Source organism: Streptomyces sp. a15 (assembly GCF_059026085.1).
In genome coordinates this window covers 50,127-65,518 of sequence record NZ_JBWLKM010000008.1, presented here as the reverse complement: position 1 = coordinate 65,518, position 15,392 = coordinate 50,127, and the positions used below count along the sequence as shown (strand labels likewise).

The window sequence follows — 15,392 nt, the reverse complement described above, 5'->3', positions numbered from 1 at the left end:
AGGGTGGGGGCACTCAACGACATCAAAAGGACTGCCGCACAGACAGGCGACGGAGGCAGTGCCACAACCATGCGCCGAACCAGCTGAGCGGGACTGTCAAGCCGGCCTTTGTGACAGAGCGCCCCACGTATAGTCAGATCCCGGCAGACCATGCCCCGTGATCTCCGTCACAGCGGGAAGCCAGAAAAGGAACACGATGGCTCGTCGTAACGCGACACAACGCCGAGGTTCAGCCTCCGTATAAAGCGACACGACCTGCGTGGGACACAGTGTTTGCAGCAACTTCGACCGTCAGTGCCCCCGCGGCCTTCCCGCCCGCCTGCTGCCGCCACTGCTGCGCTGCCGCCGCCCCGGCGACGGCCAGTACGGCCCCGCCCAGCTGCCGCTTCCTGGTCCAGCGGGCCACGCCGTATCCGCCGACGAGACCGCTCGCCGCGACGACCGCGCTGGGAATCCTCGCCATGCCTGCCTCCTGTGCTGTCCGTGTGCCCCGAGGCTAGCGCTCACCGGCCACGATGCCCGTTCCTGAGTCGGGGCTTGTCAAGTTTTCTCCTCCGAGCTATATAAGAAGCCGTAGGGCATCGCACAGGCAGCACCTGAGGAAAGGAGTGAACTGTGATGCTCATGCGTACCGACCCCTTCCGCGAGTTCGACCGCCTCGCGCAGCAGGTCCTCGGCTCCACCGCCCGCCCGACCGCGATGACGATGGACGCCTACCGGTCCGGGGACGAGTTCGTCGTCCACTTCGACCTCCCCGGCATCGACCCCGAGACGATCGAGATCGACGTCGAACGCAATGTCCTGAACGTCCGTGCCGAACGCCGTTCCCCCGCCCCCGAGGACGCGGAACTGATCGTCGCCGAACGCCCCACGGGCAGCTTCACCCGGCAGCTCTTCCTCGGCGACACCCTCGACACGGAACGCATCGACGCCTCGTACGACGCCGGTGTCCTGACCCTGCGCATCCCGGTCGCGGAGCAGGCCAAGCCGCGCCGCATCCAGATCACGGGCGGCGGCAGCGACCGTAAGCAACTGAACGGCTGACCGGGAGGGAGCCTCTATGACAGTACTGAGCACGACACCCAGCACGACACCCAGCACGACGCCGAGCTCCACAACGGGCACCACCCTGAGCACGACACTGAGCACGACAAGATGGCCCGAACTGATCGACGCCGTACGGGAGTCCGGCCAGTACGCGACCACGGCGGAGGCCGAGCGCGTCACCCGCATCGTCCTCTCCGCGCTCGGCGGGCACGTCACCGGCGACGAACGCGTCGACCTGGCCCGCGCCCTCCCCGAGGAGGCGGCCCGTGTGGTCGCCTCCCAGATCCCGGTGACCCGCCCCCTGACGGCGTCGGAGTTCGTGGACGCCGTGGCCGCCCGCATCCAGGGAGCCACCCCGGCCACGGCCCGCTGGGACGTCAGCTCGGTCCTGAGCGTCCTGCCGAGCCTGGTCGGCGACGACCTGGTGGACCGCGTGCTGGCCCGGCTCCCGCAGGGCTACGCCCTGTTGTTCGGCCGAGCGGAACTGACACCGGCAGGCTGAACGAGCCGACGGTCGTCCACCCCTCCTGCCGACGGTCGTCAACCTCCCTGCTGGGTTTCGGCTCTCCGGGCATCGACGCCGGCATGGCCGAAACCCAGCACGGCGGGACGGACACAACGAGCCAGAGTTCCCCCGAAGAGCGCGCCCGGCAGGACACGAACGCGGGCTCCGACTACCGTGAGGTCGGTCACGAAATAACCCGGTCCGTCCCTGCCTGGGGGAATAAATGCTCAAGGTCAGCATTGTGGTGCCCGTCTACAACGCGGGTGACTACATCGAGCGTTGCGCACCGTCGCTCCTCCACCAGAGCCTCGGCCGGGACGCGTACGAGATCATCTACGTCGACGACGGCTCGACCGACGACTCCGGGCAGCGCATCGACCGGCTGGCCGAACAGCATCCGCACGTGCGCGTGGTCCACCAGGAGAACTCCGGCTGGCCGGGGAAACCCCGCAACGTGGGTGTCCGGACGGCCCGCGGCGAGTACGTCCAGTTCGTCGACCAGGACGACGAACTGACCCCCGAGGCACTCGAACGCCTCTACCGCCTCGCCGCCCGCAACGCCTCGGACATCGTCCTGGGCAAGATCGTCGGCACCATGCAGGGCCCCAGCATCCTCTTCAGACGCACCGTCGAACAGTGCACGGCCGAGGACACCCCCCTCATGGAGAGCCTGACGCCCCACAAGATGTTCCGCCGGGAATTCCTCCTCGACGAGGACATCACCTTCCCCGAGGGACCGGTACGCCTCGAGGACCAGATCTTCATGGCCCGCGCGTACGTGCGCGCCAAGAGGGTCTCCATCCTCGGCGACCCCTGCTACGTATGGAACCGCCGCGAAGACGGAGGCAACACCAGCAGCCGCGCGAGCACCCCCGAGACCTACTACGGCCACCTGCGTACGGTCGTGGAGGCCATCAAGGAGGGCACCGAACCGGGCCCCCTCCAGGACCACCTGCTGCGCCGCTCCTACCGCGTCGAACTCCTGCGCCCGGTCAGCGAACCCCGCGTCCTCCAGCGCACGGGCAGCAGCCGCGAACGGTACTTCGACGTCGTACGCCGCATGGCCCTGGACTGCTACCCGCCGGGCGTACGGGAGGGACTCCCCGCGATCACCAGACTCAGAGCCCACCTCCTGGAGGAGGGCAACCTGGAGTCCCTGGTCGAACTCGCGCGCCGCACCCAGGAGATCAAGCCCCAGGTCACGGTCGACGCCATCCGCAGGCACAAGGACCGACTCGTCATCCGGACGACGATCGGCATGCTCCGCTCCGACGGCGAACCCCTCACCCTCGTGGAGCGCTACGGCCGTCTCCTCCTGGACCCCGATCTGCTGGCGGACATCAAGGGCGCCGAGGACTGGGAGGTCCCGCACCCCCTCGGCGACGCCCGCGGCGAGATCCTCGTCCACGACGCCGCCCGCAACCTGTGGTGGTTCCCGGACACCGACCTCGCCCCGCGTACCGAGCCGCTGGGCAACGGCCGCCACCGCGTGATCATCACCGGCGAGACCGTCATCGATCCCCTGACCCTGGCCGGCGGCACCGAGATGCCCCCCGGCACGCACCTGGTGTGGGCGAACGCCCGACTCCTCGGCGTCGGCCGCCGGGACCGCCTCACCGGCGCGCTCTCCTGCCCCGCCGCGTACACGACCGGCAGCCCGGCCCGCCTGGTCATGCCCACCTGGGGCGGCCCTTCCGGCCAACTCCGCCTGTCCGTGGGCCAACCGGGCCACATCTCCGTCCCCCACCGCGTCCTCCTGCACGCCACGGCGACCCCGACCGTCCGCCGCGCCGCCCGCACCCTCGTGCGGCGCCTCCCGAAGGACGTACGCAAGCAGGTTCGTACGCTCGCGCGCCGGGCGGATCCCTGGACGGCGGGCCGGAAGGACTGAACGTAAGCCCGTTGGCCCGTTGGCCCGTTGGCCCGTTGGCCCGTTGGCCGGTTGGCCCGTTGGCCGGTTGGCCCGTTGGCCGGTTGGCCACTCGGCCCATCAGTCCGCCTTCGGGACAACGGCGTTGTCAGTGCCGTCTGCCATGGTGTGGGTACGGGGCGGTGAGAGGAGAGCTGCCGCCCGGACCTGCGCTGGAGGGGGCACGGTGACGGCTCGGAGCGACGGCTGGCCACGCATGGGCTGGAGCGCCTGGACGGACCACGACGCGGTCCGGCGGAATCTGGACGCGGGCGCCGACCCGGAATCGTGCGGAGGAGTCCGCCCGTTGCACCAAGCGGCGTCGTGCGGCTCACCGGAGGTCGTGGCCGAACTGGCCCGCCGCGTCACCGACGTCGACGCCCTCGAATACGGCACGACAGCCCTGTGGGAAGCCGTCCTCGCCGACAAGCCGGACAACGCCCGCGCCCTCACCGAAGCCGGCGCCGGCCCCTGGCCCCCCCTGCTCGGCGGCTGGTCCCCGGGCCGCCTCAGCCTGGCCGGCCCGACCCCGGACCTGTTCCCGCGCCCGGCGGGCCAACCCGGCCTGAGCGAGCCGGAACAGGCGGCGGTGGAGGAGGCCGGACGCCTCCTCGCGGCCCTCGGCGACTTCTACTACGACGGCCTGGGCCTCGCCTGCGTGGCCGGCATCGACGCCGACGAGGCGATCCGCCGCCTGGGGGCGACCCCGGCGCAGGGCGAGGACGCGGCCGACATCATCGAGGACCCGTACGACTACGACATCGACGAGACCCTCCACATCATCGGCGTGACGACGGTCCCGGGCGGCTGCGTGGTGACCCAACCCTGGGGATACGCCCCGTCAATGCCCGGCATCCACACCCGCCTGTCCAAGGGCACCGTCTCCTACGGCCTGTACGCCAACCCCAAGAGCGGCAACCAGGGCAGCATCACCCGCGACGGCGTCGTCAAGGGCTGGGACCTCCACCCCGGCGGCGGCCACCCGAACCCGGACGACACCCCGGAGGAGGTCCTCGCCACCTACCTCTTCCGCCACAAGGCGGTCGCTTTCGCCTGCGCCTACGCGGGCCTGCGCCTCACCGACGCACGCGCGATCACCGGCCCTCCGGACATGTGGGTGGAACTCCCGGAACGGGACTACTGGACGCACTGAGAACAAGCCGTGCGCCTCTCGCGCTCAAGTCCGGCCGTCAGAAACGGAACTCTCTCCTCCCCTTGTGGGTGTGGCATGTGCAGGCCTTAGGATCAGCGATCTTCAGCCAAGATGACTGGAAGGATCCCCTGTGCACCACTCCGCGCCGGTCACCCCGGCCCCGGGCGGGCGAAGACCCCGTCGGAACCAACGAGTTCTGGCGGCAGCCCTGTTCGCCGCTCTCGTATGTGCCCCGCTGCCCCTGTTCAACGAGACCGCGTTCGCCGAGGACGCCACCCCGGCCGCCGATGCCCCGGCCGCGCAGCAGGCGTCCGGCGCCCGGACCGAGATGGTCTCCGAGCGCACCGACTCGACCACCACCTGGGCCAACGCGGACGGCACGACCACTGTCGAGACGTACACCGGCCCGATCCGGGTCAAGCAGCCCGACGGCAGCTGGCGGCCGGTCGACACCACCCTCGTGGCCGAGGACGGCGTGGTGCGGCCGAAGACCGCGGCCGCCGACATCACGTTCTCCGGCGGCGGTTCGGGCCAACCGCTGGCCGAGGTCTCCCGGGGCGGTCGTACCCTCGGCCTCGACTGGCGCGGCAAGCTGCCCGAGCCGCGCCTGGACGGCCCGACCGCCGTCTACCCCGGCGCCGTCGAGGGCGGCGACCTCGTGGTGACCGCCCTCAAGGAGGGCTTCTCCCACTCCGTCGTCCTGCACGAGCGCCCGGACGGCCCGGTCAGCTACCGGCTGCCAGTCTCGGCCGACGGCCTCACCCTGCACGAGACCGCCGACGAACGGCTGCGCTGGAGCGACAGCAAGGGCCGTACGGTGGCCACCGCGCCGCTGCCCGTGATGTGGGGCTCGGGCGAACAGCGCGCTTCCGGTGAGCCCAAGGACCTCGCGGCCATCGACGTCACGATCGAGCGGGACGCGGACACCGGCGACCAGGTCCTGGTCCTGGAGCCCGACGAGGAGTTCCTCGCCGATCCCGGCCTCGAGTACCCGGTCACGATCGACCCGACCGACTCCCTGCTCGGCCCGGTGACCGACACCTGGGTCCAGTACGACGACTACCTCACCTCGCAGCGCGGCTCGACCGAGCTGAAGGCCGGTACCTACAACGGCACCGAGAAGGCCCGCTCGTACCTCAAGTTCGACGTGGCGAAGTACGCCGGCAAGCACGTCCTCGACACCGACCTGCGCCTGTACTCGTACTACTCGTCCACGTGCAGCACCACCAGCTCCGGCAACCAGGTACGCCGTATCACCTCGGCCTGGGACCCGTCGGCCATCACGTGGGCCGAGCAGCCGACGACCACCTCGACCGGCGCCGTGACCTCCACCGCGGCCAAGGGCTACAACTCCAACTGCCCGGCCGGACACGTCTCCTGGGACATCGACGGGATCGTCCAGGCCTGGGCCGACGGCCAGACCAACCACGGCGTGCGGATCGCGGCCGTCGACGAGACGGACCCGCTGACCTGGCGCCGCTACCACTCGGCGAACCAGACGGACGGCTCGCACAACGCCGCCTACGAGCCCTCCCTGTCGGTCACCTACAACTCCAGGCCCGGTACCGCGACGGCCATCTCCCCGCTGTCCGGCACCTACACCGCGGACACCACACCCACCCTGTCCGCCAAGGCCACCGACGCCGACGCCCAGCAGCTCACGCTGGCCTTCGAGGTCTGGGCAGCGAACGGCACCGCGGCCCTGCAGTCCGGCACGTCCGCCTCCGTGGCCTCCGGGGCAGTGGCGACCCACACGGCCGGCACCCTGGCGCCGGGCGACTACAAGTGGCGGGCCAGGGCGTCCGACGGCACCGACACCGGGGCCTGGTCGGCGTGGCAGACGTTCGCCGTCGACACCACCGCCCCGTCCGCCCCCGCCGTCACCTCCACCAGCCACCCCTCCGCGTCGGCCTGGTACAACGCCACCACCTTCACGGGCACGCTCGCCGCGACGGACGCCTCCGGCGTGACCGGATACGCCGTCAAGCTCGACCAGAGCCCGACGACCGCCGCCGGAACCACCGTCACGCAGACGACGGCCGAAGTGAACTCGTCCGGGCGCACCGACGGCACCTGGTGGGTGCACGCGGCCGCCAAGGACAAGGCGGGGCTGTGGTCCCCGACCCAGCACCGCGGCTTCAACGTCGACACCACCGCCCCGGTCGCCCCCGGCGGCCTGGTCTCCTCCACCCACCCCGTGACGACCAGCGCGTACGCCGACCGCACCGCGTCCTTCAGCTGGTCGGCGCCCACCGACCTGTCCGGCGCCGCCGGTTACGTGGTCACCGCGGACCGCGTCGCGGACACCCTGCCGGCCACCACCGGCACTGTGCAGACGTCGACGAAGTTCACCAGCACCGTCGACGCGGACGGCACCTGGTACCTGCACGTGCGGGCCAAGGACCAGGCGGGCAACTGGTCGTCGGCCGCCGCGCATCTGCCGTTCCGGGTCGACATGACGCTGCCGCCGAGCCCGGCGATCAGCTCGTCCACGCACCCGGACCAGACGGGCGCGTACAAGAGCGGCTCCTTCGGCGCGACCTGGACAGCGCCCTCCGGCTCCTCCGCCGGGTACAGCATCGTCGTCGACGGCACCGCCGACACCCTGCCCGACAGTACGGCCGAGACGACCGGCACCTCGTACACGACGACGCGTACCGAGGGCACCTGGTACCTGCACGTGCGCGGCATCGACGGCAACGGCACGGGCGGGGCGACCTCGCACTACCGCTTCACCGTCGACACCACCGCGCCCGGCGCCCCGGCCGTGACCTCCGCGGCCTACCCGTCGGACGCCTGGGCCGGCGGCGCGCAGGTGACCGGGACGTTCACGCTGACGCCCGACGGCACCGACACCCGCGGCCTGACGTACTCGGTCGACGGCGGCACCGCCCAGACCATCACCACCACCGGCGGCCCGGTGGCGCTGCCCATCACCCCGGCCACCGAGGGCAGCCACCAGCTCGCCGTCACCGCCACCGACCGGGCCGGCAACGTCTCGGCCGAGACCACGCGCGCCTTCCACGTCGGACGGGCGGCTGTGACCGCGCCCGCCAACGGCGAGGTGCTCGTCGGCTCGGTCGACCTCGCGGTCAGTGCCCCGGCCTCGCTGACCAACGTCACCTTCCTCCAGCGCACCTCGTCCGCCGACCCGTGGCAGGTCGTCCCGGCCTCCCAGGTGACCCGCGCCGCCGACGGCTCCGCCGTCACCTGGCCGGTGCCGCTCAGCGGTGGCGCGGCGCCGAAGCTGCTGTGGGACACCTCGTCCCTGTCCGGCAGCGGAGGCCGGCAGATCGGCGCCCGCTTCGTTGGGGCGTACGCCCCGCCGGAGGCCGAACCGGTCTCGGCGATCGTCGACCGGGTCGAGGTCATCGAGGGCGGCACGAGCGACGGCATGCAGGAGTCGGAACCCGCCCAGGCCTATGCCCTGGAGCAGGCCGAGGCCCGCGCGGCGGCGAACCCCGACGCCTACGCCCCGCCCTATGTCGACCCGGCGACGGGTGAACTGGTCGCACCGGTCGTGGAGCCGGCCTCGGCCGACGCGGCGTCCGTCCCGATCCAGGTGACTCAGGCCCCGGCCGACGAGGGCAGCGGACTGCCCGCCGAGGACACGGAGGACGGCACCAAGCCCGACACCGAGCCCAACGAGGCGGAGACGCCGGCGCCGCCCGCCGACGGGTCCGCGGACACCACCGGCGAGGAGTCGTTCGCGATGCCCGAGGACACCACGGAGACCACTCCCGCGCCCGCCGGGCCGACCGTCACCGAGCAGGTCGCCCCGCGCACCGAAGTGGTGGAGCACAGCGTCACCGCGCTGGAGTCCGTACGCGACGAGGTCCTCCAGCTGTCGGAGGCGGAACTGCCCGGCGCGAGCGGACTGCGCGTCGCGTCCGTGGACGCCGCTGACAACCGTGTCGTCGTGGCGACCGAGACGGCTGCCCCGGCGCTGGTCACGGCCCTGGGCGAGCGGTACGGCACCGACACCGTGGCCGTGCAGGTCGCGCCCGGGGTCGACGCGCTGGAACCCCAGGCGACCCGCTACAACGACACCTCGCCCTACTACGGCGGGGCGCGCATCTACTCGCAACTGACCACCAACTCGGCGACGTGGTGCACGGCGGGATTCCCCTGGAAGTACAACGGCAAGTGGTACATGGTGACCGCGGGCCACTGCACCACCGGCAACGGGGCCATCCTGAACCCCAGTCAAAACGATTACATAGGCCCCGTCGTCCGGGACAACTGGAAGAACGGGTACGGCTCGGTGAAACTCTCCGGGCAGAGCTACTACTCCGGTGACCTGGCGTTGTACCGGATCAACAGCGACAGCTCCGCGTCGGCCCGGATCTACAAGGGCGGCAAGACGTCCAGCTCGTCCCGGCCCGTCCACGACTACTGGCGGCGCTGGGCCCAAGAGGGCGACAAAGTCTGCACGGGCGGCATGATGACCGGCGAGAAGTGCGGCTGGAAGGTGACCGACACCCAGGTGAGCTTCACCTACTCCGGCGGTACGAGGGCCAAGAACATGGTCGTCGCGAAGAAGACGTCCGGATCCTGCACGGTCAACGGTGACTCCGGCGGCCCGGTGTACACCGTCGACGGCAGCGGACGCGCCTTCGCGAAGGGCATCATCTCCGGCGGCGGTGGTGGTGGCGGCGACAACAGCGGTGGGTTGTTCGACCCGTGCTGGCTATTCTTCACCGACATCGGGTTGGCCAACAGCGCCTTCCCCGGCACGGTAGCGAGGTACTGACATGCGCCGCGTCCTTCTCACACCGTTGCTGGCGGTTTCCCTGACCGGCTGCTCGCTCCTCGGCCAAAGCACACCGTGCACCGAAGCCGACGCGGACTCGCAGGTCTCCGCCGTGTGGCGGCCCGCCGACTTCGGCGGCCCGGACGAGGCGAAGATCCGGCTGTGCGTGGACGACACCTGCGAGGAGCGGGCATCGGGCAGTCCCGACGACCCGTTCGCCTCGCTGGTGGTCCGACTCCCGGACGACATCGGTGCGTCCACCGTGCCGGTGCGGCTCACCGTGACGTCCGCGAAGAGCGGTGACACGGTCGTCGAGGACAGCACCCGGGCCAAACTGACGGAGCAGCACCCCAACGGCACGTCCTGCCCGCCCACCACGTGGACGGCGACGTTCCGTGCCCACCCCGACAAGGGCCTCACCTCACCCGAGGGCATGAAGCTCCAGGGCTGAGCCCTCTATGCCCTCTACGCAAGCGCCCGTTCCCCCGGCACCACCGGGCGGACGGGCGCTTCGCGCTGTTCTCCCGCCGTAGCGTCGGATGGTTTGCCTCCACCTCCGAGGAGGCTCAACTCGTCGTGGACGCGGTGGAGATGGCGTGGCGCAGATTGCTCTCGGTGGAACTGTTCCAGGGGTGCATCGCTCCTGGACCGCAACCTGGCAACGGCCGCCATCACTCGTCCCCACCGGCCTCAGCGTGACCAGACGTCTCTTCTACGGGGAGGCCCCTTGGTGCGGATTGAGCCCGGTGAACGGGACGATCTCCGGCTGGTCATCAGGACATCGTGGTTCGCGAAGAGCGAGACGAGTGTGAAGCAAGAAGTTCACCATCCAGTCGGTCCGACCCGCGTAGCCTGACATTGCGGAGCTGCTGGTGGAAACGGGGGGCAACATGGACGAAGGCGGGATTGCGGTACGGATTGCACTCCTGCAGGAGGCCTCAGCCCTGACGGGCGAGGCCATGGAGCGCTTCCTGGACGAGCACCCGGAGCTCTACGCCGAGCAGTATTTCGACCGGCTCCGAAAGGCCACCCGGCGGCTGCCCGAGAAGAAGGCGATCAGTTCGCTGCTCAGGCAGCTGGAGGACAGGATCGCGGCCTGGCTTAACCGGCAGGCGCAGTTTCCCATCGGCTACGCGCCCTACGAGCTTCTCTGGTCCCAGGTCACCGACGGCGTTCTCGGTCTCGCTGCCGCGGAGCGGACCGCGGCCGCCGCCTTCCGGCCCGCGGAGTCCGAGTCGTATGTCCGCGCGCTCGCCTCGCTCACCAAGAGACTGAACCCCGAAGCGGCCCTGACTCTGATCAGGATCGTGCGCGCCGCAACAGCTGCCAGACCGGAAGGGGCACTGGCTGATGAAGCGGGACGCTATGCGGAGGTATTGTTCCTCGGTCGCGCCGCACGTGTCCTGGTGGAGCACGCAGACGGACGGCTGTTCTCCATGGCGCTGGCGGCGGGGGAAGCGGTGCTCGCGGAAGCTCGCCGGACCAACGACGTCGAACTCGAGATCTCCGCGCTCCTCGGTCTTGGATCTCTGTGCACCAATCCGTATACCGGCAGACGGACTTCGGCCAACCTCGAGACGGAGCTGTATCAGTGGCAACGGCAGTTTTGGGAGACACACCGGCAGGAACTCGAAGGACTGGACCCTGAGACGTGGCAGATGCCGCCCGTCTCCGAGACCCTTCCCCGCGGCGCGGACTACTACCGGCGGGCTGCCGGGCTCCTGCAGGGTCATGAGCGGGGCATGTCCCTCAAAGCCGTGGTCCAGAGCCTGCTGATCGCCGAGACCACGGGGGTCCCGGTGGACCGGTCCTCCCTCGCACAATGGGGCCACGAAGCAGCCGGCCTCATCGACCCCGTCCTGGCCCCCGGGGAACTGGTCGCGATCCTGCAGAACCTTGACGCGATGGGGGAGGAGATCGACCTGACCGTCGTGGACGCGCTGCTCGAACCCAGCCTGGACCAGAGGCTGCGCCATCACGGCCAGGAGATCGCGGTCGATGTCGCGCTCAACATCGTTTCCCTGCTGCGTCGCGTGGCCCCGCAGCGAGCTCCCGAAGCGGCGGACAGAGCCCGTCCGCTGATCGACCTTCTCGATCACGGCTGGGCACGCCGCAGGCAGTGGAGCAATGAGGTGCAGGCGCTCGTCTCCGCCAAGGTCCCGGGCGGGTATGACAGTTTGGGGGACGGAGACCCGGCGTTTGCACGGGAGACCTTCGAAGCCCGTGCAGCCGCAGAGGACTGGGATCCGCTGAGCCACGCGGCCGCCCTCGTGGGGCTCGCCGGGATCAGCCCCCACACCGACGACGAGGCACTCGGTCTGGCCGTGCTCGACGAGGCGGAGGAACTTGCCCCGGTGTGGTGCCACGACCACAAACAGGCGCTGGACTATCTGCGCGCCACCCTGCATCTCGGGATCGCGGTCAACGCGGTGCAGGAAGAAAACTGGGCTGCTGCCATCCAGTCCTACGCCACTTCACTGTCCGCCATGTGTGATCTACGACTGCCCGATTCCGCCCTCGACGTTCTCGCCCGCATCGACGACCTCGTCGCGCGTACCGACCACGAGGGCGCGATCAATACGGTCATCGGCATCGCCACCTGCGCCATCCGCCTGGAGAACCTCAACGGTGACGCGGCGACGTGGTACCTGCAGAACATCTGCAAAAATGCCATCGCGGCGCTGATGTCAAGCGATCCCGCTAGGGGCATCAACCCAGAAGCCCTGATCGTGGTGCTGCAGCTCGCGAAGGGGCTGCGATTCGCCGGACTCCTCCTCAGCCGCAACAGGTTCCGCTGGCAGGAGGACGACCAAGGGCGACGGCTGCTCGACCGACTCGATGCGGCGGAAAGCGAGCTGGCCGGGCGCGGCGACCCCGCCGACGAGCTGCCCGACCAGCCAGTGGACGAGCACATGCTGCTCACGGCGTACTCGACGGCGGCGCCGGACAACTTGACCGACACGTCCAGGAACCGGGTACGGGCGCTGCGCCACGCATACGACAGCCATCTGGCGCAGCGTCTGCTCGCTGACTCACGCACCGAGGACCTGGTGCTCCTGGCGTCCGACGGCATCCAGCGGGCCCTGGACGACAGGACCGTACTCATCGACGTCTACATCGGAGTCAGCCCTCAGCAGACGCTGGCGATCTACACGGTGGCGCTGACCCGGACCGGCATGCGTGGGGCAGTGGCCGTCAGCGACTTCCCCGACGCGGAACTCCAGTTCGGGGACGACGACACCTCGGCCCGGGGGTCGGTCGTCTCACTGTTCGTATCGGGATTGCGTCGCAACCTGACGGAACCGAGTGACCCGGACGACGTGAGTGCGGAAACCCAAGAGGAACTGGACACCCTGCTGAACGGCTATCTGCCGGGCGTGGCGGACTGCCTCGACACATGGCGCGCCGAAGGGAAGGACCACCTTTGCTTCGTACCGCACGGAGCACTCCACTACGTGCCGTTCGGACTTATGCGGCACCGCGGGCGTCCCCTCTTCGAGGACTGGACCGTCACGACACTTCCCAACCACGCACTCTTGCTGGACGAACGAGGCGGTGCCACCACGACAACCCGCCGGGAGCGGCAGCTCACGACTTTTGCGCTGACCTACCCCGAGGGAAACCCGCACGCCATGTCCCCGCTGCCCCACACCTCAAGTGAGGCGCGCGCCATCGGCGACGTCTTCGGAGTGGCACCGCTCGTGGATGACGACGCGACCGAAAGCCGCTTTGTCGAAGCGCTCCAGACATCGCGTTTCGTCCATCTGGCGGCGCATGGGAGCCACGACTTTCACGCGCCCTCATTCCAGTGTGTCTACCTCACACCGGACGAAGCATCGGACGGACTGCTCCGCGCTCACGAGCTGACCTCCCTGGACCTGCGCGGGACGGAGATGGTCACCCTCAGCGCGTGCGAGACGTCACTGGGCCGGATGGACATGGCCGACAACGCGTGGGGGCTGCCGGCGACACTCCTCCTCGCCGGCGTGCGGACGATCGTCGGCACCCTGTGGGAAGTTCGGTCGGACACAGCCGAGTTCTTCTACCGTGAACTGTACGAACGGGTCCACTCGGGTATGCCCCGCCACTACGCCTTTGCCGCGGCGCTCCGTAGCACCCGCGAGCGGTACCCGGTGTACCGGGACTGGGGGGCTTTCTCGTTCATCGGTGGTTGGGACTAAATGCTCCAGAGAGGAAACGTGAATGGCGACTGAGGCCGACGGCTCACAGCAGAACAGGGCAACGCTAGTGCAGATGAACGTTCCTGATCTCTCGTTCGCTGCTGTGCCTCTCGATCCTCGGGAGGTACGCGGCACCGACGCGGGTCCTCCCCTGCCGCCGGGCAGACTGCTCCTGGGCGGGCCCTTCTGGGCGCCACTGCCCGTCGGACCTTCCGAGGATGATCCCGAGATCGCCGCGTTCCGAGACGACCCCGCATGGCGGTGGGTGCTCGGCGTCATGGCGCTGTCCCTCCACCCCGACGACGGGGGACAGGAGCGCTTCGAGCGCGCCTGGGTCGATGTCGCTCTGGACAGGACCGATGGGGGCGAACCGGCGGCGGTGGCCTGGTCAATGAAACCGGACCGCAGCGCACGCGAGGTGACGCGCAGCACCAAAGTGACGCTGGGACCGAGCCTCGCGATTGCCGACATCGGTATCGATGCCCAAGTGGAGCGCGGCGTCGAACGCGTCCTGGAAGATGTCAGCCTCGAAGCTCTCAACGAGAAGACGGCCTCCGGCCGCTGGGTTCTACGACGCACCCGATCAGCAGAATTGCGTGGGTGCACCCGACTCGTCATGGTCGTGCGCGCTCCCCGCGACAGCGTCGTGCAGGCGCGCCTCGACGTCGGATGCGTCTCCGCACGCAAACGGTATGTGTTCTTCTGGCCCACCACGACTCATGCGGAGCCCCACCGGGTCACTACGCTGCCCTGAAACCGTTCTCCCCGGCCCCACTGCTGGTCGAGGCGAGGGCCATGCTGGGCCGGCGTGAAGCTGCTCAACGGGCGCATGGACCCCTACTGACTTCTCCGATGGGTTAGCGATGCGGCGATTCCTCGCTGTCTGCGTGGCTGGCCTTTCATCGACCTGCACGAGTGCTGCTGACCGTCGCCTTGGATACGCCGACGAGCTGCCCGGCCTCCGTCCTCGATCTGCCGGAACTGCCCGTGGTGGACTGGCCCACGATGCTCGGCACAGGACCGGACGGCACGGTCTGGAAGACCCGCTACCTGGTCGCGCACGCTGACGGCAGGCCGTTCGCATGGGTCGACGACGAGATCGACTACTTCGACCAGTTGTTCGTGGCGAAGCACCACGACGGCCCCGCACTGCTCCATCGGGTCGACCCACGACAGGGCTTGCGCGACGCCGACTTCGCAACGCTCGACGCGTCGCGCGTGCCCTGCGTTCCTCGACCTGACGGTGCCGGAGCGACCGGGCTTGCAACCGCTGCGCGCTCTCAGGCGAGGGCGACTCCCAGGGGACGGCGAGTGCCACGGCCCATGGACCCGAGCCACCCGCCCGAAGGTTGAAGACCATACGGGCGGGCCCTACCTATGCCTGACGGCGCGACGGCTGCCGGGCCGCTCCTTGGTGTCGTACTCCCGCCGGGCCTGCTCGACCGTGTCCAGGTTGACCGACCACTCGGAGAGTGCGGCGAACATCGGCCCCAGGCTGCGTCCCAGTTCACTGATCTCGTACTCCACCCGCGGCGGAACCTCGGGGTGGTAGGTGCGCACGACGAGCCCGTCGCGTTCCAACTGCCGTAGCCGGTCGGTCAGCACCTTGGGCGTGATGCTGGTGATGCGGCGTTCCAGCTCGACGAACCGATGCCGCCCGTATTCATGGAGCGCCCACAGAATCGGAGTGGTCCAGCGGCTGAAGACGATGTCGACCACCGGGGCGATCGGGCACGCCTGCTCGGGGGCGCCATCGATATGAGCCGCCGGATTCGTGTGCTGAGTCACAGTGGGCCTTCCTGTCCAATACTTTCCCCTAGGTACCTACTATCCCCATGCCGGTA

Annotated in this window: 10 protein-coding genes and 1 pseudogene; 9 read left to right on the top strand and 2 right to left on the bottom strand. The window is 69.5% G+C overall.

Annotated features, from left to right (window positions below; all coding sequences use genetic code 11):
• Window positions 1-259 precede the first annotated feature (259 nt).
• Window positions 260-463 (bottom strand): annotated as a pseudogene (locus AC5P09_RS11435) (hypothetical protein); the annotation flags it as partial.
• Between the two features lie 155 nt (window positions 464-618).
• Here AC5P09_RS11435 and AC5P09_RS11430 point away from each other — a divergent pair.
• From AC5P09_RS11430 to AC5P09_RS11390, 9 genes are all read left to right on the top strand, one after another.
• On the top strand, window positions 619-1,044 hold the full coding sequence (locus AC5P09_RS11430) for an Hsp20/alpha crystallin family protein (RefSeq protein WP_493873754.1): 426 nt from the start codon (window positions 619-621) through the stop codon (window positions 1,042-1,044).
• Window positions 1,045-1,060: 16 nt separating this feature from the next.
• Window positions 1,061-1,549, top strand: coding sequence for a DUF2267 domain-containing protein (locus AC5P09_RS11425; protein WP_493873753.1), 489 nt, complete (start codon window positions 1,061-1,063; stop codon window positions 1,547-1,549).
• A gap of 226 nt (window positions 1,550-1,775) precedes the next feature.
• Complete coding sequence (locus AC5P09_RS11420) at window positions 1,776-3,443, top strand: glycosyltransferase family 2 protein (RefSeq protein WP_493873752.1); 1,668 nt, start codon at window positions 1,776-1,778, stop codon at window positions 3,441-3,443.
• A gap of 205 nt (window positions 3,444-3,648) precedes the next feature.
• Window positions 3,649-4,614 carry an ankyrin repeat domain-containing protein gene (locus AC5P09_RS11415; RefSeq protein ID WP_493873751.1) on the top strand — a complete coding sequence of 322 codons (966 nt, stop codon included), beginning with the start codon at window positions 3,649-3,651 and terminating at the stop codon, window positions 4,612-4,614.
• A gap of 130 nt (window positions 4,615-4,744) precedes the next feature.
• Entirely contained in the window at window positions 4,745-9,367 is a 4,623-nt protein-coding gene (locus AC5P09_RS11410; RefSeq protein WP_493873750.1) for a DNRLRE domain-containing protein, read from the top strand.
• A 1-nt stretch (window position 9,368) separates the two neighbouring features.
• The gene (locus tag AC5P09_RS11405; protein WP_493873749.1) at window positions 9,369-9,818 is read left to right on the top strand and encodes a hypothetical protein; all 450 of its coding nucleotides are present in this window, start codon (window positions 9,369-9,371) and stop codon (window positions 9,816-9,818) included.
• 421 nt (window positions 9,819-10,239) lie between these two features.
• Window positions 10,240-13,548, top strand: a complete 3,309-nt coding sequence (locus tag AC5P09_RS11400; RefSeq protein WP_493873748.1) for a CHAT domain-containing protein — start codon at window positions 10,240-10,242, stop codon at window positions 13,546-13,548.
• Window positions 13,549-13,570: 22 nt separating this feature from the next.
• The gene (locus tag AC5P09_RS11395) at window positions 13,571-14,302 is read left to right on the top strand and encodes a hypothetical protein (protein WP_493873747.1); all 732 of its coding nucleotides are present in this window, start codon (window positions 13,571-13,573) and stop codon (window positions 14,300-14,302) included.
• 161 nt (window positions 14,303-14,463) lie between these two features.
• On the top strand, window positions 14,464-14,901 hold the full coding sequence (locus AC5P09_RS11390) for a hypothetical protein (protein WP_493873746.1): 438 nt from the start codon (window positions 14,464-14,466) through the stop codon (window positions 14,899-14,901).
• An 18-nt stretch (window positions 14,902-14,919) separates the two neighbouring features.
• Here the strand turns inward: AC5P09_RS11390 and AC5P09_RS11385 are convergent, their stop codons facing one another.
• Window positions 14,920-15,336 (bottom strand): winged helix-turn-helix transcriptional regulator, encoded by a 417-nt coding sequence (locus AC5P09_RS11385; RefSeq protein ID WP_493873745.1) that lies wholly within the window; start codon window positions 15,334-15,336, stop codon window positions 14,920-14,922.
• Between the last annotated feature and the right edge of the window lie 56 nt (window positions 15,337-15,392).

Excerpts from the sequence above, each read along its gene's own strand:
- AC5P09_RS11430 (WP_493873754.1), top strand. The coding sequence starts at position 619 with ATGCTCATGCGTACCGACCCCTTCCGCGAGTTCGACCGCCTCGCGCAG.
- AC5P09_RS11425 (WP_493873753.1), top strand. The coding sequence starts at position 1,061 with ATGACAGTACTGAGCACGACACCCAGCACGACACCCAGCACGACGCCG.
- AC5P09_RS11420 (WP_493873752.1), top strand. The coding sequence starts at position 1,776 with ATGCTCAAGGTCAGCATTGTGGTGCCCGTCTACAACGCGGGTGACTAC.
- AC5P09_RS11405 (WP_493873749.1), top strand. The coding sequence starts at position 9,369 with ATGCGCCGCGTCCTTCTCACACCGTTGCTGGCGGTTTCCCTGACCGGC.
- AC5P09_RS11395 (WP_493873747.1), top strand. The coding sequence starts at position 13,571 with ATGGCGACTGAGGCCGACGGCTCACAGCAGAACAGGGCAACGCTAGTG.